A 22,373-nucleotide genomic window follows, 5' to 3' on the forward strand; every position below is an offset into this window, starting at 1 on the left:
GCCCCATGGTGGCACGGCGGCGACGGAGTCCGTACCGCCGCCGGGTCCGACCGGTCGACCCGGCGCGGCCGCGCGGTCGCCTTGGTCACCGCGCGAGCTACCCCCGCGCCGCCTTCGCCAGCCCCCGTTCGACGGCCGCGACGAGCTGCGGGCGCAGTTCCTCGGGCCGGATGATGGCGTCCACCGAGCCGACCTCGACCGCCCGCTGGATGCTGTGCACGCCGTCGAACTCGGCGGCCACCTCCGCCAGCTTCTCCGCCCGCACCGACGCGCGTACCTCCATCAGCCGCGTCACCAGCGCCGCCCGCTGCCCGCCGCTCGCCGCCGCGACGCGGGCCTCCAGCTCGGCCACCCGGGGATCCTTGGCGGTACGGGCGTCGACGTCGCCGGCGAACACCACGGCCGCGGCCGGTGCGCCGCCGATGACGGAGGCGAACGAGCCCGCCACGGCGAGGACCGTCATGTTCGGGTTGAGCGCCTTGGAGAAGACCACGAACGCGCCACCGTGGTACCGCGAGATCACGCAGAAGACGATCGGTCCGTCGAAGTTGACGATCGCCCGGCCGATCTCCGCGCCGTACTCCAGTTGCAACTGGCGCATCGACTCCGGTGAGCCGTCGAAGCCGGAGAGGTTGGCCAGCACCACGAGCGGCCGGTTTCCGCTTGCCGCGTTTATCGCCCGGGCGGCCTTCTTGGACGAACGCGGGAAGAGCGTGCCGGCGGTGTAGGTGTCCGGCCCGTCGGTGGGCGGGAACCCGCGCCGGGGCACCGAGCGGGACTCGATGCCGAGCAGGCACACCGGGATGCCGCCGAGGTGCACGTCCTGCACGACCGCCGTCTCGGCGTCGGCCATGCCCGCCCAGCGTTCCAGCACCGCGTGGTCCTGGTCGGCCAGGGCCCGCATCAGCGTACGGATGTCGAATGCCTTCTTGCGGTCGGGGTTGCGTTCCCGGGAGAAGATCTCGCCAACGGTGGTGAAGTCGCTGTCCGGCACGGCGTGCGGGTAGTCGGAGATGTCGCGGTCGATCGGGTCGGTGGTGACCGCACGACGTGGTCCGCTCTCCCCCGGTGCCACGTAGGCGTGGTCGTGGTACGCCATCAGCACCCGGTGGGCGCCGCGCAGGTCCGGCGCCCAGTACTGGGCCTGACCGTTGGGACCCATCACCCGGTCGTAGCCGCCGATGCCGAAGTTGTCCTCGGCGGAGACCCCACCGGAGAAGTCGAGCGACTGCTTGCCGGTCAGCACCATCGCCGAGTCGGGCGTCATCACCAGGATTCCCCGGGTGTGCATGAGCATCGTGGCCTCGGCGTTCCAGTACGGCTGGGCACCCACGGTGATTCCCGCGACGACGATGTTGATCTCACCACCGGCCTGGGTGAACTCGACGATCCGCTTGAGCGCGGCGGCCACCCAGTCCATGTTCTCGGTGCCCGAACTCATCGAGATCCGCGCGCCGGCCGACAGCGCGAACCAGTCGACCGGTACCCGCATCCGCTCGGCCAGGTCGAGCGCGGCGATCACCCGGACGCACTCCGGCTCGGCCAGCGCGCCCAGCGCCCTGGTCGGATCGCCGAGCAGCACCACCCGGGTGACACCCTCCGGATAGCGCTCGGTGGGCGTGCTCGCCACACCGACGACGATGCCCGCCGTGTTCTGGCCCTTGGGTCGCCGCACCGGCACCAGTTCGCCGGAGTCGGTCAGGTCGTGCTCGACGAAGCTGCCGTTACGGCCGGCCAGCAGCTCGGTCAGCTCGTACGGGTAGGTGGTGCCGCGCCGCCGAGCCGACAGCACCTTCTGCCGGTAGTCGTCGAGCGGTTGGATCAGCTCCGTCGTCGGCTCGGTGACGGAGATGCGCATGCCCTCGGCGTAGGAGATCTGCACCGCGATGTCGGTCAGCTCACCGGTGTCCGCGTCCCGCTGGCGGCCGAGGAACAGCACCTCCTCCAGTCCGGCGTCCGCCGTGATCGGAAGCACCCGCTGAGCGACGGTGTTCAGCTCCTCGATGCTCAGCTCGTTGGGCGGCCAGACGAAGATGGTGATCCGGTTGGTGTCGAACCGCTTCTTCGCCGGGCGCTGGGCCTGCACCTTGCGGATCGCGTCGAGGCAGGCGTCGAGCGCACCCTCGACCGCGGGCAGCGCCAGGATCCGACCGTCGGTGTCACGCAGCGGGGTGAGGTCGCGTACCTGGGCCATCGCGGCCAGCCGCTCGTCGGCCGGATTGTCCGGGGCGACGCAGTGGAAGAGGTACACCTCCTCGTCGGCCGAGGGCAGCCGGGTCAGGTCGAAGTTGCGCAGCCGGGGCAGTTGCAGACGCTGGGCGATCAGCGGGTGCAGGCCCCGGATCACCCGGTCCTCGCCCAGGTCGGGCCGGAAGGTGAAGTGGTGGTGCATCTCGGCGCCGTTACGCCCGGCGACGGAGATCGTCACCCGCTGGAGCATGTCCAGCAGGCCGGCATTGTCGAGCACCTCCCGCAGGGTCGCGGCCATCGCCTCCGCGTCGGGCTGCTCGGCCCAGGTCAGGTACACGTCGGCGACTGACGGCGCACGATCGCCGCCCGCCATCAGCGACACCGAGCCGTCCGCGCCGACCAGCGCGGCGATCTTCGTCAGGGTCGCCGGCAGCCCGGCGAAGTCCGTGGCCGCGGCGACCAGTCGGAAGCGTTCGCCGTCGCGGTCGTACCCGGCGGTGAAGAACGACCGCCCCGCCACCTCGACGGCTCGGGCATCGCTCGCACCACGGCTGCCGTAGTAGCGGCGACTGAGCACCTCCAGCATCGGGCCATGGTCGACGCCCGGCCGGCCGATGCGCTGGGCGAGCAGCCGGACCAGCGGCTCCGGTGAGGCGACCATCGTCGCGATCCGCTCGGCCCGGTCGGGCGCGCCGGGGTCGCGGTCGAGGTGACGCAGGTTGCGCCGCACGTCGGCGTACACCTCGGCCCGCTTGCGACGCAGCATCGGCTGCGCCGCCCAGCGGAACACCACGCTGCGGGCGAGGTCGCCGATCACCGGGAAGCGGCGCTGGGTGGCGAAGATCAGGTGTTCCAACGCCTGACCGACCAGCTCGCGCAGGCTGTCGGCCGGCGGCGGCTCGGTCAGCCACCGTTGCAGGAAGGTGACGACCACCTTCGCATCGGCCGCCGCCCGCTGCTGGGCGAGGAAGATCCGGAAGACGGCCTCCTCCAGCTCCGGGGTCCGTTCGAAGTCCTCGACGCCGTAGTGGGCTAGCACCCGGGCGAGCCGCTGACGGAACGTCTCCGGCAGGGCGGCCCGCTCGACGTCGAGGCACTGGAGGTAGGTGTGGAAGTACTCACGCGGGCTGTGCACCCGGGTGTCGGTCCTGGTCTCCTCGCCGGCCGGCCGGTTGCGGCTGAGCTCGGACAGGTCGGCGAAGACCTGGAGCAGCTCGACCTCCTCCTCCAGTGGCCGGTGCGGCAGTTCGGCCCGGGCAGCCAGGTACGCGGCGAGGACGCGGCGCTCGTCACGCGGGTCCAGGTCGTAGCCGAGCAGCAGACTGCGCAGGTCGGCGATGCCCCGCGCGACCCGGTCGCCGGCCGACAGGCCGGTCGGCTCGGGCGGCAGTTCCAGGTCGACGGCGGTGGACTCGGCGACCTCGCTCACGGTCGGATCACCGAGCGGCTCCAGGCGCAGCAGCGGTGCGCCGGTCTCCACCTGGCTGCCGACGGAGACCAGGCACTCGCGCACCTTCGCCGCGAACGGGGCGCGCAGCACGGTCTCCATCTTCATGCTCTCCAGCACCAGCACCGGCGCGCCGGCCTCGACCTCGTCGCCCACCGCGAGCGGGGTCGCCACGACGAGCGCGGGTGACAGGGAGCGCAACACGCCGCCCTCGTCGCGGCTGACCCGGTGCGTGACGCCGTCCACCTCGACCAGGTGGATGGGTCCGTGGGTGTCGGTGACCAGCCGGAACCGCCGACCGTTGACCAGGATCCGTCCGCTGTGCTCGTCGTAGCGCTCCAGTTCGACGTCCACCGTCGCCGTCTCACCGACGCCGACCCGGAACCGGTGTGGGCCGGTCTGCGCGACGGAGACCCGGTAGGTCGCGCCGCGCAGCTTCAGGTCGATCGGCCGGCCGCTGACGTGCTGGACCTGGGGACGGCCGCCGTGCGCGGTGGAGAGCAGGCGCTGCCGCTCCACGTGCGCCTCGTCCTCGTACGCCTCGATGGCGGCGGCGGCCAGCGCCACCCCGGAGTGCCGGGTGCAGACCAGGCGGCCCTGCGCGCGGACCCGGTCGATCCAGCCGGTGTCGGCGCTGGCGTCGATCACCTCGGGCTGGTCCAGCAGGTCGAGCAGGAAGCTCTTGTTGCTCGCACCACCCTCGATGATCACCGTGGTCTCGGTGACCGCGCGGCGCAACCGGCTCAGCGCCTCGTCGCGACTGCGGCCGTACGCGATGATCTTCGCGATCATCGAGTCGAAGTCGGCGGGGATCACGTCGCCCTCGCTGACCCCGGTGTCCACTCGCACGCCGGGTCCGCTGGGCAGCACCAGGCGCACGATGCGACCGGGCGACGGGGCGAAGTCCCGGTCGGGGTCCTCGGCGTTGAGGCGGGCTTCCACGGCGTGCCCCGCCTCGACCGGGATCCGGTCACCGAGCCGTCCCCCGGCGGCCACCTGGATCTGCGCCTTCACCAGGTCGAAGTCGGTGGTGGCCTCGGTGATCGGGTGCTCCACCTGCAACCGGGTGTTGACCTCCAGGAAGGCGAACATCCGGTCACCCGGGTGGTAGAGGAACTCCACGGTGCCCGCGCCCCGGTAGTCCACGGCCAGCGCGAGCCGCTCGGCCGCCTCCTTCAGCTCGCGGGTCTGCTCGGCGGAGAGCACCGGCGAGGCGGACTCCTCGATCACCTTCTGGTTGCGTCGCTGCACCGAGCAGTCCCGTACGCCCAGCGCCCACGCGGTGCCCTGGCCGTCGGCGATCACCTGCACCTCGACGTGCCGCGCACCGGTGACCAGCCGCTCCAGGAAGACCACACCGCTGCCGAACGCGCGCTGCGCCTCCAGGCTCGTGCGCTCGTACGCCTCGGCGAGTTCGGTGTCGCTGCGCACCACCCGGATGCCCCGGCCACCCCCACCCGCGGTCGCCTTCAGCATCAGCGGGTAGCCGATCTCGGCCGCGGCGCGCTGGGCCGCGTCGAGGCTCTCCACCGCGCCGCGACTCCACGGCGCCACCGGGACGCCGACCTCCTCGGCGATCAGCTTCGCGCCGATCTTGTCGCCGAGCTTGCGCATCGCCTCCGGGCTCGGACCGATGAAGGTGACGCCGTTCTTCTCGCACAGCTCGGCGAAGGCCGGATCCTCGGCCACGAAGCCCCAACCCACCCAGGCCGCGTCGGCGCCGGTGTCGTGCAGCGCCCGTTCCAGGACCCGGTGGTCCAGGTACGGTCGGGCGGACGCGGGCCCGAGGCAGTAGCTGTGGTCGGCCTCGCGTACGAAGGTGGCCAACCGCTCCGCCTCGGTGTAGAGCGCGACGGTCTCGATCGGCGGGGCGTCGGTCTCGGCATTGAGCTCGCGAACAGCGTGGATCAGCCGCATGGCGGCCTCTCCCCGGTTGACGATGGCGATGCGGCTGAACACCGAGCAGGCCTCCGGAAGATCGTCCTGACAGGAGGGGACGCTCCCTCGGACAGGGGGTCCCGCTCAACCAACCTTCGTGGCTACCGGCGGGTAAGGAAGACGTGGGAACTGCCACCTCCGGACAACGGATTTTGTCGGGACCCTCCAACGCCACGCTTGGACCCGGACGACGGGTGGCCCGGGTCACCCCGGACGGGCCCCGAACGACCACACCGGGTCGAGGCGGCAAACACCCTGCGTGGCGGTCAAATCTCCCAAGATCATCAACATTTCCCTGACGGACCTGGTGCTATACGGTCAGCGGGTGAGAGTTGAGCGTCACTGGTGGAACGGCGACCACACCCCACGCGGACGTCGCGACGTCTACATCCGCACGGACGGTGAGTCGTGGGAGGTTGAGGCCCGGGCCGGCGGCGGCACCGGCCGCTCCAAGATCTACCCCTGCCCAGGCCGCAAGTCGGCGGAGATCCTGGCCGGAGCGTGGATGGGCGGCCAGAGCCGCTGGCGGGTCGTGGCACCCTCCTGAACCTCACCGGCAGCCGGCCCGCCGCCGGTCGGGTAGGCTGACCATGCGACCCGCCCGACGGCGGGTCCGATTCGATGCCCCAGACCCCGCGCCGTCGACGCGCCAGGCCACGGCCGGCAACGCAGCGCCGGATGGGACGTCCCCTTCGACGTTCGGAGCCTTCATGGCGGCACGCCGCCCGCAGCAACAGACCACCCCGCCCACCGTCCCGACCTTCGCCGAGCTGGGCGTGCCCGCCGCACTCACCCGGGTGCTGACCGCGACGGGGGTGGACCAGCCATTCCCGATCCAGGCCGCCACGCTGCCCGACGCCCTGGCCGGTCGCGACGTGCTCGGTCGGGGCCGCACCGGTTCGGGCAAGACGTACGCCTTCGCCCTGGCGGTGCTCACCCGGCTGGCCGCCACCGCCACGCCCCGCCGGCCTGGCGACCCGGGCGCTCATCCTCGCGCCCACCCGGGAGCTGGCCACCCAGATCGACAGCGTGATGGCGCCGCTGGCCCAGGCGCTGTCGCTGCGCACCATGACCGTCTTCGGCGGCGTCGCCGCGCGGCCGCAGATCGCCGGTCTGCGCGCCGGGGTCGACGTGCTGGTGGCCTGCCCGGGCCGGCTCGCCGACCACGTGCAGGCCGGACACGCCCACCTGGACGCCGTCGAGATCAGCGTGCTCGACGAGGCCGACCACATGGCCGACCTGGGGTTCCTGCCGACCGTCCGCCGGCTGCTGGAGCTGACCCCGCGCGGTGGGCAACGGCTGCTCTTCTCCGCCACCCTGGACTCCGGCGTCGACGTGCTGGTGCGGCGTTTCCTCACCGATCCGGTGGTGCACAGCGTCGACTCTCCCCGGTCGCCGGTCGCCGCGATGACGCACCACGTGCTGCACGTGCAGGCCGAGGACCGGTTCGCCGTGCTTGTCGACCTGACTGCCGCGCCGGGCCGGACGGTGGTGTTCACCCGCACCAAGCGCGGCGCCAAGACCCTCACCCGCCGGCTGGTCGCGGCCGGGGTCGCCGCAGTGGAGCTGCACGGCAACCTGGCCCAGGGGGCGCGCACCAGGAACCTCAAGGCGTTCTCCGACGGCACGGTGCGGACGCTGGTGGCCACCGACATCGCGGCGCGGGGCATCCACGTCGACGACGTGGCCCTCGTGGTGCACGCCGATCCACCCGTGGAGCACAAGGCGTACCTGCACCGGTCGGGGCGTACCGCCCGGGCCGGCGCGGCCGGGACGGTCGTCACGCTGATGACCGACACGCAGGCCCCGGAGGTGCGGGAGCTGACCCGCAAGGCGGGCATCGCGGCGACCACCACCCGACTGCGTCCCGGGGACGCGCTGCTGCGTGAGCTCGCGCCGGGGAACGCACGCTCGCGGTCGCGCCGGCCGCCGGAACCCCAGCCACCCGGCGGAGGTGCCGTCCGCACCCACTGGCCGCCGTCGACGCGGCGGCAAACCCGCCCAGACCAGCGCGACCCGCTCCGCTTCAGCGAACTCGGGGCGGGCGGTACCGGCCGGCTCGGTGCGGTCCGCGTCGGCCGGCACCGGGCGATCCGGTGCCGCCCGGCCGAGCGTCGGGCAGGCCGGTGCCGCCCGCTCCGGTGCGGCGGCGTTCTCCGCCCGGGCCCGGCCCGGCGGGCGTGGCGGCGGGCGCTGAGCGGCACCCCACCCCCGACGACCTGGACGATCCACCCGAGCGCCCGCCGGCGATGCCGGCGGGCGTTTCTTGCGCCGTCCGCATACCTAGAACTACTATGCCTCACAGTTCTAGGTATTGGTGGTGGGAGAATCTCATGAAGGTCACCAAGGATCTCGTCGCCGCCTCGGCGACGCCGATGGTGCTCGGCATCCTGGCCGACGGGGAGAGCTACGGGTACGCCATCCTCAGGCGGATCAACGAGCTGTCCGACGGCGAGCTGGACTGGACCGAAGGGTTGCTCTATCCCCTGCTGCACCGGCTCGAACGGCTCGGTCACGTGGAGTCGAGCTGGCAGTCGGTCCCCGGGGAACGGCGACGCAAGTACTACCGCATCACCGACAGCGGCCTGGCCGAGCTGGCCGAGCAACGTCGCCAGTGGGACACCGTGGTGAGCGCCCTCAAGGCGATCTGGGTCGACCCCGGCGACGTGCGGCGTCTGGCGACGATTCCCCTCGGAGGTCTGGCATGACCGCGCCCGGCAGCCCCGACGGCGGCACGACACCCTACGGACCGGACGGGCTGGAGGCCCAGTTCGACCAGTGGCGTCACTACGTCCGACGTCGCCCGGAGTTGCAGCGCTCCGACGCCGAGGAGTTGGAGGACCACCTGCGCGGCTCGGTGGACGAGCTGATCGCCGCCGGTCTGCGCCCCGACGAGGCGTTCCTGGTCGCGGTCAAGCGGCTCGGCGGCCTCGACGAGCTGTCCCGCGAGTTCGCCCGGGAGCACTCGGAGCGGTTGTGGAAGCAACTGGTCCTCACCGGCGGTACCGATGATCCGGAGACGGACAACCGGTCCCGGCGCGACCTGGTCGCGATGATCGTCTGCGCGGTCGGCGCGGCCGTGTCGATCAAGCTACCGGCGTTGTTCGGCCAGGGTTTTGAACAGGACGGTGCCTTCTACGCACCCAACTTCGCGTTGTTCACGCTGCCCTGGCTGGCCGCGTACCTGGCCTGGCGGCGCCGGGCCGGGACGGCGGTGATCGGGGTGATGGTGGCGTTGTTCGCGCTCGGCGCGGTGGCCGCCAACGTCTACTCCCTCGCGGAGGACTCCCAGTCGCTGGTGCTGACCACCATCCACCTGCCGATAGCCCTGTGGTTCGTGGTCGGCCTGGCCTACGTCTCCGACGACCTACGCTCGTCGCGACGACGGATGGACTTCATCAGATTCACCGGCGAGTGCTTCGTCTACTTCGTCCTCATCGGCCTCGGCGGCGGCGTGCTGACCGCCTTCACGGTCGGCACCTTCCAGGCGATCGGCATCGACCCGGAGGGCTTCGTCTCGGAGTGGTTGCTGCCGTGCGGCGTGGTGGCCGCGGTGGTCGTGGCGGGTTGGCTCGTCGAGGCCAAGCAGAGCGTCGTCGAGAACATCGCCCCGGTACTCACCCGCCTGTTCACGCCGCTGTTCACCGCCGCGTTACTGGCCTTCCTGATCGCCATCGTCTGGACCACCGCCGGCATCAACGTCGAGCGGGAGGCCCTGATCCTGTTCGACCTGCTGCTGGTCGTGGTGCTGGGGCTGCTGCTCTACTCGATCTCGGCCCGCGACCCGCTGGCCCCGCCCGGCCTGTTCGACAGGTTGCAGCTCGCCCTCGTGGTCAGCGCGCTCATCATCGACGTGCTGGTGCTGTGGGCGATCACCGAACGGATCACCGAGTACGGCACCACCCCGAACAAGGCCGCGGCACTCGGTGAGAACGTCATCCTGCTGGCCAACCTCGCCTGGTCGGCGTGGTTGGTGCTGGGATTCGTCCGTCGGCGCACCCCGTTCGCGGCCCTGGAACGCTGGCAGACCGGCTACCTACCGGTCTACGCCGGTTGGGCCTGGATCGTGGTGCTGCTCTTCCCCCCGCTGTTCAACTACCTCTGATCCGCCACGCGCCCCGAGCGGCCACCGGCTAGCACTGACGGCAATCGTCCGCGCCCGGTGGCCGCCTGCGCGCCGATCTTCCAGCTCCTGGCACCGGCAACCGCTTGAAGCGCCTTCATGCCGATCGACCACGCAGTGAGTGCCGGCGTCTCAGCTGGTCGCGCCGCGCCAGGGATCGACGACATTGATCCCTGTGTCAGTGAAGTCCTTAGTGTTCCGGGTGGCGAGGGTGGCGGCCTGGACGCGGCAGATGGCGGCGATCTGGGCGTCGAACCCATCGATCGGGTGGCCGAGTTTTTCCCGCACCGCGACCACGTCGGCGTAGGCACCGGCTGCGGCGAGGTCGAAGGGCAGCACCTGGCGAGGAAAGGCGGCGAAGATCTCGCTGGCAGCCTGGTGCAGTGATTCCCGGCGCTGGCCTTCCGGCAGCCGCGCAATGCCGTAGCGGATCTCGGCGACGGTGACGGCTGTGGTGTACAGGCCGGTGCTCGAACTCTGCTGGAGCCACGCGAGAACCACTGGAGCGGGCTCGGCCCGCATGAGCTCGGAGACAACGTTGGTGTCGAGAACGATCATCATTCGGGCAGATCCGCCGCACGGGGGGCCGTGGAACGTGCCGGTACATCCAGCTCAACCCCACCGAGTCTGGTGAATCGATCGGTGAGTGCGCTGAACAGATCGTTTGCCGGTGCGTCCTCGGCAACTGCCGCAGTGAGTATGTCGCGGATCTCGGCCTCCATGGATCGGCCGTGTTGCGCAGCGCGGCGGCGCAGCTTGTCGCGCACGCTGTCGTCGAGATCTCTGATGCTGAGGGCTGCCATGCTGTTCCTCCCACCTACCCAATGAGAGCAATGCTAGCATGGGCTACCGCACGCTGGTCGGCGGGCCGAAGGCGACCGGCACCCCCGGCGAGTAGAGCACGCTGACCGGCGGCCCCTGCGGCGGCGGCAGCCCGGCGGCGGTCACCAGTTCGTCGTCCAGGTCGAGCAGTTCCGCGTGGTGCAGTGGCCAGCGGGGGTGCCAGTTCGGCAGGTGCCGGGTTCGTCGGTACGCCCGGGTGTGCAGGCCCCAGCGCGCGGTGACGAAGTGCTCCAGCGGCGTCGGCTCGGCGATCGGCTCGCCGACCCGCACCTCGATCCGGCTGGTCGTGCCGGTCGGGCCCGGCCACCGACGCCGGCAGCGGTAGCGGAGTCGGTCGCCGTCGCGTTCCAGGCTCATCGCCGACCACAGGTACGGCAGCCGCAGGGTGGCCCGGGCCACCAGCACCGGCACCAGCCGGGAGGCGTCGAGCGAGCGGAAGACCACGGCCCGTCGGCCGGAGCCGTCCACGGAGTACAACCGCACGTTGGTTTCCCAGAAGCTGCCGAAGTACGGCACACCCGGCCCGAAACCCAGCCCCAGACCGACCATCCGGAAGCCGATCAGCCCGACGTAGGTCAGCCCGTCGAGCGTGTCGGGGCGGGTGCCGGCCGGCAGCAGCGGTGCGACCCGCGCCGGCTCGACCGGCCAGTGCAGGAAGATCAGATCATCCCAGCGTTGCCGAAGGATCGCGCGGCGGAATCCCCGCACGGGCGCGACGTCGACCGGCTCGATGTCCACACACCGATCCTGCCGGACCGGCCGACGCCGCCGCACCCGGCATGTCCGGGCCGCGATCGGCGGTCAGGTACCGGGGTGGCGGCTGCTAACCCGGTTACCGCCCGCCCGCTTCGCCGCGTACATCGCACCGTCCGCATGCGCCAAGGTCTCGCCGAGGGTGTACGCGGAGCCGCCGGCCACCCCGACGCTCACCGTCACCCGCCACGCCGCCATTCCGGCGACGGCGTCGACGGTCCGCTGGGCGACCTGCTCGGCGGCACCGAGATCCGCCCCCGGCAGGATCGCGACGAACTCGTCGCCGCCCAGCCGGGCGACGAGATCGTCCCGGCGGACACTGGCCGCGACCACCTGGGCCACCGCCCGCAGCACGTCGTCGCCGGTGGCGTGCCCCAACGAGTCGTTGACGTCCTTGAACCGGTCCACGTCCACGATCAGCACCGCCACCGGATCCGTCCCGGCCGCCGTGGGAGTGGCCAGGCGCTCCAGGAAGCTGTCCAGGCCACGCCGGTTGGCCACCCCGGTGAGGGGGTCGATCCGCGCGGCCCGTTCGGCCCGCTCGTGCTGCCACCGCAGCACGTCGTACGACTGCATCGTCACCGCCGCGTGCAGCCAGCGGTGCCGCTGACGCCACAGCAGTTCCGCGAGCGCGTCGCCGTAGGTGAGGCCGGGCAGCGCGTCGCGCGCCCCGTTCTTCGCCAGCAGCACGGCGTGCGTACGGTGCAGCGCCGCGGTGATCAGCCAGTCGCTGTCGGGAGACAGGCCGGTCACCGCCTCCTCGATGACACGCAGCGCCTCACCCGGCCGCCCGGACCGGCTGAGCGCGACGGCGTGGAACGGTCGGCACAGCAGTTGCTCCTGGTGCCCCTGTTGGACACCGTGCTCCTGCAGCGTCGCCAGGAACCGGGGGATGTCCTCCGCCGCACCGGCCGGGTCCTGACGGTCGGCGCGGGCGCACGCCGCGAACAGCGACGCGGAGAGCCGCCACACCTCCGCCTTGGGGCCGGAGGCTTCCGTCATCGCCCGCATCGCGTGCTCCTCGGCCACCGTGGTGTGCTTCTCCGCCTCGGCGACCTGACCCACCTGGTACAGCTCCAGGGCCCACATCAGGTTGAGTTCGGCGAGGTTGCACAGCCACATCGCCCGGTTGCCGTTGTCCGGGTACCCGGGTCGGCAGGTGGTCTCGTACGCCGCCTGGAACTGTGGCACCGCCAGCTCGTAGAGGCGCAGCTTCGCGTACCCGATCGCCAGCCCGGTACGGGCGTTGCCCTCGATCACCGGGTCGGGTTCGCCGGCCAGCAGAGCCGTCTCCGCGCGGACGAGATCCCGCAGGACGGCCTCGATGTCGTACTCGGCGATGTCCTGGTCGCCGAGGCGCAGCCGCCGGTCGGCGCGCAGCGACAACGCGCAGGAGCGCCACCCGGCGCTGTTCTCCCGCTCGGCGGCGACGAGCATCAGATCGGCGGCGGCGATCGCGGCGCGCAGGTCACCGAGCCGGGTCAACGCCACAACCCGCGCGAAGTGCATCGCCGCGGGGCCGTCACGCAGTTCCCCGGTCGGTTCCCGCAGTGCCGCGACCGCCTCCGCCAGCACCTGGGCCGCCCCACCGGCCTGCGCCTCCTCCAGTAGCCGCAGGGCTCGGAGGGTCACATCGTCCATGCGGTCTCCTCCGCACCGCCCAGGGAAGAACAGCCCGATGGTACGGTAATCAGCCCTCTTCGATAGCCTCCGACCGGTTCTGACTCTGCGTCAGCGGTCGCCAGGCGGCCAGAGCGACAAGCGCCATCGTCACCCCGGCGATCCAGAACGGTGTCGTGATACCCCAGACGCCGGCGATCAGACCACCGAGGAGGGAGCCGACCGCCGCCCCACCGAGATCGAGCACCGCGTACGCGCTGCCGACCCGGCCGAGCAGATGGGACGGCGCCAGCCGTTGTCGCAGCGACGCGACGGTGACTCCCCAGACCATGCCGTGCGCGCTGAACACGACAAGGACGGCCACCACGACCCAGAGCGCCGTGGTGGTGGCCAGGATCAGGTGCGTGAGCATCTCGACGACCAACCCGACCCGCAGCACCACGGTTCGTCCGAACGTCCGGACCAGCCGGGTCGCCAGCGCGGTGCCGGCCAGCCCACCGACCGCGAACGCGGTGAGCAGGAAGCCGTAGCCGACGTCGGAGACGCCCAGACGCTGCCGGCAGTAGAGCACGAACACCGCGAACGCGGCGCAGAAGGCGACGTTGCCCACGCCCATGCTCAGGGCCAGGGTCCGCAGCAGCCGGTGCCGCCACAGCCACCGCACCCCTTCGGCGATCGAGCGGATCACCGAGGCGTGCGTCGTGGCGGCCGGTGCCGGGGCCGGCCGCAACCTCACCAGCAGCACTGCGGCGAGGACGAACGTGAGTGCGTTGAGCCCGAACGGCGCCGCCGCGGCGATCACGAACAGCCAGGCGCCCAGCGGCTTGGCCACGAACTGGTTGCCGATCGTGAAGGTGGCGTAGAGCCGCGCGTTCGCGCTCGACAGCCGGTCGGGGGCGACCACCGATGGCAGCAGCGCGCCCATGGCGGTGTCGGCCAGCGTCTCCCCCGTACCGAGGAGGAAGAGCACCGCGTAGCAGACGGCCACGGTGACGGTTCCGGTGGCGATGGTGAGGGCCAGCGTGGTGAGGGCGGCGGCTCGGACCAGGTTCACCGTCACCACCAGGCGACGCCGGTCGAGCCGGTCCACGTAGGCGCCACTGAGCAGGGCGAACAACAACCAGGGCAACTGCTGTACGAAGACGGCACCGGCGACCAGCGCCGGGCTGTCGGTGATGGAGGCGATCAGCAGGGGGCCGGCCGCCATGGTGATGCCGTCACCGACGTTGGACACCGCCGAGGCGGTCCAGAGTTTGGCGAAGTCCGCGCCGAGACGCGCGGAGGTCAGGGCAGGCAAGATTGCTCCTCGAGCTGGAAGGGAACGGCCGTCAGGGGACCGCTCCGCGGCGAGGAGCACCGCCACCGCCGGTGGACCGACGGTGGGCCGCGCAGGTCAGCGCACGGTGAGCTCTCGCGCCGGAGCGGGGGCCGTGACCAGGTCGAAGCGCATCTCAACTCCTGTCCGTCGCCGGATGTCGACGCGCACGATAGTCATCCGATGTCGTACGACGACACCGGTTTTCGCCGGGTCGCGCTGCGCCCGTGGGTCGCGACATCGGTCGATACAGTGACCCGGTGGAGCAGATCAGCCGGCGGCGGTTCGTCGACGAGATCGTGGCCGTCACCCGGGACCGGCAGGCCACCACTCACCTCTACGTGATGCTGCGCGAGGGCGGGGCCATCGGCGTGCAATGGGAGCAGCCCGGTCTGGACCATCTGCGGGAGTTCCGCGTGGTCGACCCGGACGGGCCCGTCTGCCCGCACTGCCTGATCATCGAGACGGTGGTGAGACTGGCCCCTGTCCTGCCGCTCGACATGCTGCGGACGGCCCGTGCCCGGGTGCAGTACGAGCGGGTCCTGCGTGCCGGGATGCTGCCGGCGCCCGCGTTCGCCCGGCAGTCGGCGAGTCGTGAGGTCACCTGGTTGGGGGACTGCCACGGGGCGACCGGCAATCCGCACACCGACGCGGACTGCGCCGAACACGCGGCGATCGGTCCCGCCGTGGTCAGCGATCCGCTCGACGTCGACCCCGTGGCGACGCTGCCCCGGGCACTGCTCGAGATGACCGACGTCGCCGACGTCCGGGACCGGCTGCGGCTCGCCCGCGACTGGCGCGACACCGCCGCCGAACTGGCGCGGCGCAGCCGTTGGGCCGCGACGACCTGGGGTTTCCTGCGCAGTTCCGCGGTGCTGGGTGTCCCGGTGGCCGGGGTGCCGGGGCTGGTCCACGCCCTCGACCCGGACGTGCCGGCCGACGACCGTCCCTTCGCCGAGGCGTACGCGACGGCGATGCGGTCGCTTGCCGGTCAGGGCGACCTGGTCTACGCGGACCGGGTCTGCCTGGTGCCCGACCCGGTGCCCGGAAGTCAGCGGATGCCCAGCTTCGCCGGTGCGGTGGACGTGGCCGCCGGGCAACCGGTACGCACGTTGCGGCTGCCGTCGCCCCGCCGGCCGCTGAGCCGGCTCGGCCGCGGGATCCTGCTGCTGTTCGAGGCGCGGCACGTGATGCTGATCCGCCACGTCCAGCGTGATCCGGACTGGGAGTCCGAGGCGGCGCTGCACCTGTTCGAGTTCGGCATGCTCGAGGAACTCGGCGGTCCCGCGTATACCTCGGCCGTGGCCGCCTACCTGGACGCTCTGCGGCGCGAGGGTGAGTTGCTCGCCCGGCCGCAGCAGGTCCTGGACCGCCGCGAACGCCGGGCGCTCGCCAGTATCTTCGGCGACATCGACGACGAGGAACTGCACCTGTGGGGTTCGGTCGCCTACCGCAACGCGATCATGGTGATGCTGGGCAGCCAGGCCGCCTTCGCCGAACATCTTCGCCGGCAGGCGTCCTGAACCGACAGCGGGCCGGCCCGGGTGGGTGGGTTCGGTGCGCGAACCCACCCACCGGGGGGCGTCAGTTACGCAGGTTCCACTGCTGGTTGGCGCCGCCGTGGCAGGCCCACAGGTGGATCACGGTGCCGTTTGTGGTGCCGTAGCCGCTGGCGTCGAGGCAAAGTCCGGACTGCGCACCGGTGATGGAGCCGTTGGCGTTGACGTTCCACTGCTGGTTGACCTGGCCGTTGCAGTCCCAGATGATCGCCAGGGTGCCGTTGCTGGTGCCCTGCCCCGAAGCGTCGAGGCACTTGTTGCCGTACACCATGAGTTGCTTGCTGGCGGTGTAGGTCCACCGCTGGTTCGTCCCGCCGTGGCAGTCCCAGAGCTTCGCCTGAGCGCCGTTGGTCGTGCTCGCACCTTCGACGTCCACGCACCGCCCGGACTGGGTACCGACGATCTGCACGTTCTGGGTGCTGCTGCCGCCCTGCGGACCGGCCCCGGCCATCACCGCCTGGGCACCCGAGGGCCAGTTCCCGTTGGTCACCGTCACGTTGCCGGACACGACGTTGCCCCGGTCCCCGTTCGTCACGTTGGTGCTGCCGTTCGTTGACCAGTTGTTGGTGACGGTGAAGTTACCCATGTTCTCGGCGTACCAGTAGTTGGCGGTGGCCCAGGTGCCGGTGGACGAGAACACGTTGTTGCGGGCGGTGTAGTAGCGGGATCCCTCGTCGAAGTAGACGCCGAAGTAGCCGTTGGTCCGCAGGCAGTAGTTGTCGCTGATCAACCCGCCCGGGTTCGCCGACAGGGTGTAGATGCAGCCACCGTCGTTCATCTGCTGCATCACGTCGTGCACGTAGTTGCCGATCAGGCGGTTGTTCGACGCGGTGGTGGCCGTCGTGTAGCGCGGCTGGTAGTTGTACAGGCCACGGCCGGCGTAGTGCTCACTGCCACCGGCGTCGTTGGAGCCCCAGCCGTACCCGATGGACATGCCGGTGTACGGCATGTTGTAGACCTCGTTGTACGACACCGTGGAGTTGGTGACGTAGGTGGTGAGCACCGAGACGATGCCCCGGTACTCGATGCCCAGGTTGTGCAGGCGGTTGTTGCTGATGGTGATGTCCCGGTTGACCATCCGCTGGTCACTGGGGTGGTGGGCGTCGGCGCGTACGCCACCGACGACGATGCCGCCAGCCGCGTTCCGGGCGATCTCGGAGCGGGTGACGGTGATGTTGCTGGCCCCCAGGCCCACCCCGCTGGCGTGGGCGTTGGCGTCGTTGCCGATGCCGATGGCCGTCTGCCCGAGGTTGACGAACTGGGAGTCGCTGAAGGTGATGTTGTTGGCGGCCGAGACCTGCACGGCGGCGGGCATCTGCTGCCAGTTCGGCCGGGTGGCCTCGAACTGCGGGCAGCCGTTGTGGCAGGAGGAGAAGCTGGGCCAGTTCCAGTTGCCGTAGATGTAGGCGCCGGTCTGCTGGTCCACGTAGCCCTGGTTGCTGCTCGCCCCCAGCCAGGTCGTGCCGGTGAAGGTGATCCCGGTGAACGAGATGTGGTGTGCCGGCGAGGCGTAGGTCCCGCCGAGGTTGACCAGGGACTGCTGCGTCGGCAGTTCCACGCTCACACTGCTCATGTTCTGGCCGGCTAGCGGGATGTAGTTCAGCGCGCCGCTGCCCGGGTCGAGGTACCACTCCCCCGGGGTGTCCAGGAACTCGTAGGCGTTGGCCAGGTAGAGCGGCCCGGCGCGGTGCGGGCTGGTGAAGGTGTCGTACCCGAAGTTGTTGTTGCTCCAGCCGGGCTGCTGCATCCGGATCAGGTTGCCGCTGATGCTCTGCACCGACACGTACCGGTCGGTGAACGAGTTGACGCTCTCCATCTGGATGCGGCTCTGGTTGGCCAGGTTGTTGAGGTAGCTCAGGGCGCCGCTGGTGAACCGCATGCCGGTGCTGTCAGCGGTGAAGTCCGCCCGGTTGACCTGGGTGCGGGCCCGGGTGGCGAGTGCGCCGTTGACGTAGAGCTGGCGGGTGTCGGTGCCGGCGCCGACGTTGGCCCGCCAGATGTTGCGGCCGGTGTCCACCTGCGACCAGCCGGTGACCGCCCGGGCGCCGCTGATCACGGGACGGGCCGACGGTGCCGCCTGCCAGATCACCCGGTAGCCGTTGGTGCCGGAGTCGGCGGCGGTGAACCGCAGCGGCGAGGAGAGCCGGTAGACGCCGTCGGCCAGTTGCACGACGATGTCGCCCGACATCGAGCTGTTCATCGAGCGGACGGCGGTCTGCGCACCGGTCAACGAGCACGGTTGAGCGGCGGTGCAGCTGCTGCCGCCACCGGAGGGGGAGGCGTAGAGGGTGGTGGTCGCGGCGAGGGCCGGTGCGGCGAACGTGGTCACGGCGGCCACGGTGGCCGCGGCGGTCAGCGCCACCGCCGCGGTCGCGGCGAGCACCCGTCGGGGTGTGCCGGAGGATGGAGGTACGGACACGGGGGTCTCCTTACCTGGGCCGGTGGTGCGGTGTGGTGGGTGGCATATGGACGGCAGTTCATCATACGAATGATGTCTGCGCAAGGATCGACCGAGCTCACGCCGGTGACCTGCTGCCGGCGTGGCGGCGCAGCTCAGCCGAGGATGCTGCGGAGATAGGCCAGCCCGTCCCCCGCGAGCCGGTCCGGTGACGGGGCGAGCGGGCGCCAGATCGAGGCGGCGGTCGCGATCGTCGCGTTCTCCGGGGTGAACGACTCGATGCAGATCGCCCCCCAGTAGCCGGTGGCGGCCAGGGCGGCGAGCAGCCGGGGCCAGTCCAGGTGATCCGACCCGGGCGCGCCCCGGTTGGTGCCGCTGACCTGTACGTGCTTGATGTGCGGACCCGCCGCGGCCAACGCCGCGTACGGGTTCGCCTCCTCGATGTTCATGTGATACGTGTCGATCATGAGACCGACGTTCGACGGCAGACCGTCGATCATCTCCACGGCCTGTTCGAGCGTGTTCACGACGCTGGTCTCGTACCGGTTGAGCGCCTCCACCCCGATGGACACCCCCCGCTCGCCGGCCCGGTCGGCGACCGGCACCAGCGCCCTACGGAAATCCACGTAACAGGTGGCGCGTTCGGCCGGCGTCATCCGCCAGGTGCGGCCGACCGACGCGTAGACCGGACCACCGACGCACGGCGCACCGATGATCGCCGCGCTGTCCACGCAGCCGTTCAGGTACGCCACCGTGGCCTCCACCACGGCGGGCTCGGCGTTGACGAGTTCCCGCCCGGGCGGGGTGACCGCACAGACGCCGGCCGCGGCTAGCCCGTACCTGGCGAGCAGGTCGCGGACGCGGTACGGATCCCAGTCGCCCGGCTGCTCGATCGGCAGTTCGACCGCGTCGAAGCCGAGCGCCGCGATCCGTGGAATCAGCGCGGCCAGGGCCTCGTCGTCGACCGGCGAGGCCCAGACCCAGGGATTGACACCGACGGCACGCATCGGACGCCTACTTCCAGCGCTGCGGGTAACCCGGCAGGTCGGTGCAGCCGCACATGGCGTAGTGCAGCGGCGGCATGTTCGGGTCGAGATAGCTGTCCAGGTTCTCCTGGGTGATCGTCGGCTGGGGCAGCTTCCACGGGTCGGACACCTGCTGGCCGTCGAGGATCCGCAGCGCTGCGATGATCGGCGTACGCCACTGGTAGGTCGGGTACGTGGGCGCGATCGCGGTGAGCCCCTCGTCCTTCCACATCTTGAGGAAGTCGAGCTGGTCCTCACCGTTGATCGGCGGCACCGGCTGACCGGCGTCCTGGAACGCCTCCACCGCCGCGACGGCGACCGCGCCCGCGTCCATCCAGACGCCGTCGATGGTGCCGTGCCGCTGGATGTAGTCGTTGACGATCTTCTTGGTCTTGGCCGGGTCGCCGTCGGTGAACTCGACACCGACCACGTCGACCTGCGCCTTGTCGAACGCCACCTTCGCGGCGGACCACCGGGTCTCCAGCACGTCGACACCGGGCAGGATGCGCAGCGCGAGGACCTTGCCGCCGGGTTTCATCCGCTGGCTGACGAACTCCGCGCCGACGTGGCCGAACCCGTACCCGCCGATCGGGTTGATGAACGTCACCGGGCAGTCGGTGTCCACGCCACGGTCGAAGACGATGACCGGCAGACCGGCGTCGCAGGCCGCCGTCACGGCCGGGGTGAGCGTGGCGGTGGTGTTCGGCGAGACGATGAGCGCGTCGCAGCTCTTGCCGAGCAGGTCGTTGATGTCGGCGATCTGCTTCTGGTCCTTGCCCTCGGCGTCGACGTGGACGAACTCGGAGATCCGGTCGCCCTGCGCCTCGACCTCGGCCTGCATGGTCTTGAAGCCGACCTGCCGCCACGGGTTGTTCAGCGCCGCGTTCGAGAAGCAGATCTTGTGGGGGCCGTCCTTCTTGAACTTGGCGGTGTCCACCATCTTCGGGTTGAGCACCTGCTCCCACGGCTTGTCGGCCGGCCCGGTCGGTGCGGCGTCGAGCAACGCGAGTTCGTTGTCGTAGTCGGCCTGCACGAAGAACTTCGACTGCTCGCCGGTGCCGGCCCCGGCCGGTGGTGCGGAGGCACCGTCCGACGGGGTCGCCACGGGCTCGTCGGTGGCACAGCCGACGAGGGACACCAGGAGGAGCGCGGCCGTGGCCGCCATGTGTCGTTTCATGAAGGATTCCCCTTATCTCGACGTGGAACGTCGGGTCGAGACCGCCACGGCGAACAGGATGATGGCGCCCTGGACGGTCGGTCTGAGGGCGCCGGAGACGCCGTAGAAGTTCATGAGCGTGAAGAGCAGTTCCAGGGTCAGCGCGCCGAGCATCGCGCCGGCGACCGAGCCACGTCCGCCACCCAGGGCGACGCCGCCGAGGACGACCGCGGTGATGGCACCGAACTCCAGACCGGCACCGGCCTGGAAGGACACCCCGCTGTAGCCGCCGATCAGGATGGCCGCGACGGCGGCGGCGAGGCCGCTGAGCATGAAGGCGATGGTCCGGGTACGGGCCACCCGGGCGCCGCTCAGCGCCGCCGTCCGCGCGTTGTCCCCGACCGCGACCAGGATCCGGCCGAAGTCGGAGCGCATCAGCAGCACCGCGAGCGTGGCGAGGACCAGCAGGACGACCAGGGCGTACGGGATGCGGCCGAGCACCGGAACGTCCTCGAAGGCACGCCGGCCGAACCGACGGAACTCCTCCGACAGCCCGCCCTTCGGCGCGCCGTCGGACCAGAGATAGACCGCCCCCACCAGGATCAGGAACATGCCGAGGGTGGTGATGAACGAGGGCACCCGCAGCCGCGTGGTGATGAGCCCGTTGACCAGCCCGACGAGCACCCCACCGGCGAGCAGCACCAGCACCACCGGCCAGGTCCGGGACGGATCGCTGTCGATGAGCCGGGCGGCGACCACGACCTGCGCGGTGACCAACGAGCCCACGGACAGGTCGAACTCACCGGAGACGATCACGAAGTACTGACCGGCGGCGAGCAGGATGATCGGCGCCGACCGGCCGAGGAAGGACATCAGGGAGGCCGGAGCCAGGAAGTCGGGCTGGCGTACGGCGACCAGAACCAGCAGCACCGCGAGTATCGCGAGCAGGGGCAGCAGGCCGCCGGCGCGTACCCGGGACAGCTGGGGCGGCAGCGGGCGACGCTGGACGAGCTGCATGTCAGACGGCCGCCTTTCGCATGGCCCGACGGGCGTAGACGGCCACGGCGGCGATGATGATGGCCCCCCGGATGACCTGCTTGAAGAAGGCGTCCACCTCGAGCTGGTTGAAGATGGCGTCGATGCTGGCGAGCAGCAACACGCCGCCGAGCGTGCCGACGACGCCGCCCTTGCCACCGGCGAGCGCGGTGCCACCGATCACCACGGCGGCGATCGACTCCAGGTCGTAGAGGCCCTCGGTGCCCACCCGTGGGGCACCCGAGCCGAGCCGACTGGCCAGGTAGATCCCGGCGAGTCCGGCGCAGAGTGAGCAGAGCACGTGGGCGGTGACCAGCACCCGGTCGTTGCGGACGCCGGAGAGTCGGGCGACCTCCGGATCACCGCCGACGGCGACCAGGTGGTGACCGAACCGGGTCCGTGCCAGGGCGAACCAGCACGCCCCGGTGACGGCGAGCAGCAGCAGGAAGGACAGCGGCACCGGGCCGATGCGCTGATAGCCCAGGCTCTGCACGAGCCCCGGCGAGGTGCTGCCGGCCGGACCGTCGTAGCCGTTGTCGAGATATCCCTTGAGCAGCAGCCCGACGCCGAGAGTCGCGATGAACGCGTTGATCCGCAGCCGGGTGACGAGCAGTCCGTTGAGCAGCCCGACCGCGGCGCTGACCGTGAGCGCCAGACCGACCGCGGGCAGCAGCGCACCGTCGCGGCCGTTCATCGTCTCGGCCGCGACGAGGGTGCTCAGGCTGATCACGTACGCCACCGAGAGGTCGAGCGAACCCCCGAGGATGACCAGGGTCTGCCCGACGGCGACGAGGCCCAGTCCGGCGGCGACGTGCAACAGGCTCACCGTCGTCGACTGGTTGAACAGCTGACCGCCGTCGATCATGACGACCAGCCAACCGACCGCCAGCGTGATGGCCAGCGCCACGAACACGCCTGGCACCGGCCGTCGGGTCGGCCGCAGCGACAGCACGCTCACGCCACCGCCTCGC

The 22,373-nt window shown here is 70.9% G+C and carries 15 protein-coding genes and 1 pseudogene; 5 read left to right on the forward strand and 11 right to left on the reverse strand.

Annotated features, from left to right (window positions below):
- Positions 1-97: 97 nt before the first annotated feature.
- Positions 98-5,596 carry an ATP-binding protein gene (locus ENC19_RS01835; protein WP_164445401.1) on the reverse strand — a complete coding sequence of 1,833 codons (5,499 nt, stop codon included), beginning with the start codon at positions 5,594-5,596 and terminating at the stop codon, positions 98-100.
- A gap of 304 nt (positions 5,597-5,900) precedes the next feature.
- Between ENC19_RS01835 and ENC19_RS01840 the strand changes: the two genes are divergently transcribed.
- The 4 genes and pseudogenes from ENC19_RS01840 (at position 5,901) to ENC19_RS01855 (ending at position 9,680) form a co-directional block, all read left to right on the forward strand.
- Positions 5,901-6,122, forward strand: a complete 222-nt coding sequence (locus tag ENC19_RS01840; RefSeq protein WP_099851929.1) for a hypothetical protein — start codon at positions 5,901-5,903, stop codon at positions 6,120-6,122.
- 163 nt (positions 6,123-6,285) lie between these two features.
- Positions 6,286-7,772, forward strand: a pseudogene (locus tag ENC19_RS01845) (DEAD/DEAH box helicase).
- A gap of 136 nt (positions 7,773-7,908) precedes the next feature.
- Positions 7,909-8,283, forward strand: coding sequence for a PadR family transcriptional regulator (locus ENC19_RS01850; RefSeq protein WP_164445402.1), 375 nt, complete (start codon positions 7,909-7,911; stop codon positions 8,281-8,283).
- Entirely contained in the window at positions 8,280-9,680 is a 1,401-nt protein-coding gene (locus tag ENC19_RS01855; RefSeq protein WP_164445403.1) for a permease prefix domain 1-containing protein, read from the forward strand. Before ENC19_RS01850 ends, ENC19_RS01855 begins: the two co-directional genes overlap by 4 nt.
- 150 nt (positions 9,681-9,830) lie before the next feature.
- On the opposite strand, the gene ENC19_RS01860 is transcribed toward ENC19_RS01855, so the two are convergent.
- The 5 genes from ENC19_RS01860 to ENC19_RS01880 all read right to left on the reverse strand — a co-directional run bounded on the left by ENC19_RS01860 (position 9,831) and on the right by ENC19_RS01880 (position 14,211).
- On the reverse strand, positions 9,831-10,259 hold the full coding sequence (locus tag ENC19_RS01860; RefSeq protein WP_235944355.1) for a type II toxin-antitoxin system VapC family toxin: 429 nt from the start codon (positions 10,257-10,259) through the stop codon (positions 9,831-9,833).
- On the reverse strand, positions 10,256-10,501 hold the full coding sequence (locus ENC19_RS01865) for a FitA-like ribbon-helix-helix domain-containing protein (RefSeq protein ID WP_164445404.1): 246 nt from the start codon (positions 10,499-10,501) through the stop codon (positions 10,256-10,258). The genes ENC19_RS01860 and ENC19_RS01865 overlap by 4 nt, the downstream gene beginning before the upstream one ends.
- Positions 10,502-10,544: 43 nt before the next feature.
- Positions 10,545-11,279 carry a YqjF family protein gene (locus ENC19_RS01870; protein ID WP_164445405.1) on the reverse strand — a complete coding sequence of 245 codons (735 nt, stop codon included), beginning with the start codon at positions 11,277-11,279 and terminating at the stop codon, positions 10,545-10,547.
- Between the two features lie 63 nt (positions 11,280-11,342).
- Positions 11,343-12,935 (reverse strand): GGDEF domain-containing protein, encoded by a 1,593-nt coding sequence (locus ENC19_RS01875; RefSeq protein WP_164445406.1) that lies wholly within the window; start codon positions 12,933-12,935, stop codon positions 11,343-11,345.
- Between the two features lie 49 nt (positions 12,936-12,984).
- Positions 12,985-14,211, reverse strand: coding sequence for an MFS transporter (locus ENC19_RS01880; protein WP_164445407.1), 1,227 nt, complete (start codon positions 14,209-14,211; stop codon positions 12,985-12,987).
- A 278-nt stretch (positions 14,212-14,489) separates the two neighbouring features.
- Here ENC19_RS01880 and ENC19_RS01885 point away from each other — a divergent pair, with 278 nt between their 5' ends.
- On the forward strand, positions 14,490-15,752 hold the full coding sequence (locus ENC19_RS01885; RefSeq protein WP_164445408.1) for a hypothetical protein: 1,263 nt from the start codon (positions 14,490-14,492) through the stop codon (positions 15,750-15,752).
- Positions 15,753-15,813: 61 nt separating this feature from the next.
- Here the strand turns inward: ENC19_RS01885 and ENC19_RS01890 are convergent, their stop codons facing one another.
- The 5 genes from ENC19_RS01890 to ENC19_RS01910 form a co-directional block, all read right to left on the reverse strand.
- Complete coding sequence (locus tag ENC19_RS01890) at positions 15,814-18,207, reverse strand: ricin-type beta-trefoil lectin domain protein (protein WP_164445409.1); 2,394 nt, start codon at positions 18,205-18,207, stop codon at positions 15,814-15,816.
- Positions 18,208-18,341: 134 nt separating this feature from the next.
- Positions 18,342-19,193 carry a sugar phosphate isomerase/epimerase family protein gene (locus tag ENC19_RS01895; RefSeq protein ID WP_164445410.1) on the reverse strand — a complete coding sequence of 284 codons (852 nt, stop codon included), beginning with the start codon at positions 19,191-19,193 and terminating at the stop codon, positions 18,342-18,344.
- Between the two features lie 7 nt (positions 19,194-19,200).
- Positions 19,201-20,388, reverse strand: coding sequence for a substrate-binding domain-containing protein (locus tag ENC19_RS01900; RefSeq protein WP_235944356.1), 1,188 nt, complete (start codon positions 20,386-20,388; stop codon positions 19,201-19,203).
- A gap of 12 nt (positions 20,389-20,400) precedes the next feature.
- On the reverse strand, positions 20,401-21,384 hold the full coding sequence (locus ENC19_RS01905) for an ABC transporter permease (RefSeq protein ID WP_164445411.1): 984 nt from the start codon (positions 21,382-21,384) through the stop codon (positions 20,401-20,403).
- Position 21,385: 1 nt separating this feature from the next.
- Entirely contained in the window at positions 21,386-22,360 is a 975-nt protein-coding gene (locus ENC19_RS01910; RefSeq protein ID WP_216592568.1) for an ABC transporter permease, read from the reverse strand.
- Between the last annotated feature and the right edge of the window lie 13 nt (positions 22,361-22,373).

Origin of the sequence: Verrucosispora sioxanthis (assembly GCF_010560025.1) — a bacterium.
Lineage (GTDB): Bacteria > Actinomycetota > Actinomycetes > Mycobacteriales > Micromonosporaceae > Micromonospora > Micromonospora palythoicola.

What these genes read in the sequence shown, in the direction of transcription:
- ENC19_RS01900 (WP_235944356.1), bottom strand. Translation starts at nt 20,388, where the DNA reads ATGAAACGACACATGGCGGCCACGGCCGCGCTCCTCCTGGTGTCCCTC.
- ENC19_RS01855 (WP_164445403.1), top strand. Translation starts at nt 8,280, where the DNA reads ATGACCGCGCCCGGCAGCCCCGACGGCGGCACGACACCCTACGGACCG.
- ENC19_RS01895 (WP_164445410.1), bottom strand. Translation starts at nt 19,193, where the DNA reads ATGCGTGCCGTCGGTGTCAATCCCTGGGTCTGGGCCTCGCCGGTCGAC.
- ENC19_RS01865 (WP_164445404.1), bottom strand. Translation starts at nt 10,501, where the DNA reads ATGGCAGCCCTCAGCATCAGAGATCTCGACGACAGCGTGCGCGACAAG.
- ENC19_RS01875 (WP_164445406.1), bottom strand. Translation starts at nt 12,935, where the DNA reads ATGGACGATGTGACCCTCCGAGCCCTGCGGCTACTGGAGGAGGCGCAG.
- ENC19_RS01860 (WP_235944355.1), bottom strand. Translation starts at nt 10,259, where the DNA reads ATGATGATCGTTCTCGACACCAACGTTGTCTCCGAGCTCATGCGGGCC.
- ENC19_RS01850 (WP_164445402.1), top strand. Translation starts at nt 7,909, where the DNA reads ATGAAGGTCACCAAGGATCTCGTCGCCGCCTCGGCGACGCCGATGGTG.
- ENC19_RS01905 (WP_164445411.1), bottom strand. Translation starts at nt 21,384, where the DNA reads ATGCAGCTCGTCCAGCGTCGCCCGCTGCCGCCCCAGCTGTCCCGGGTA.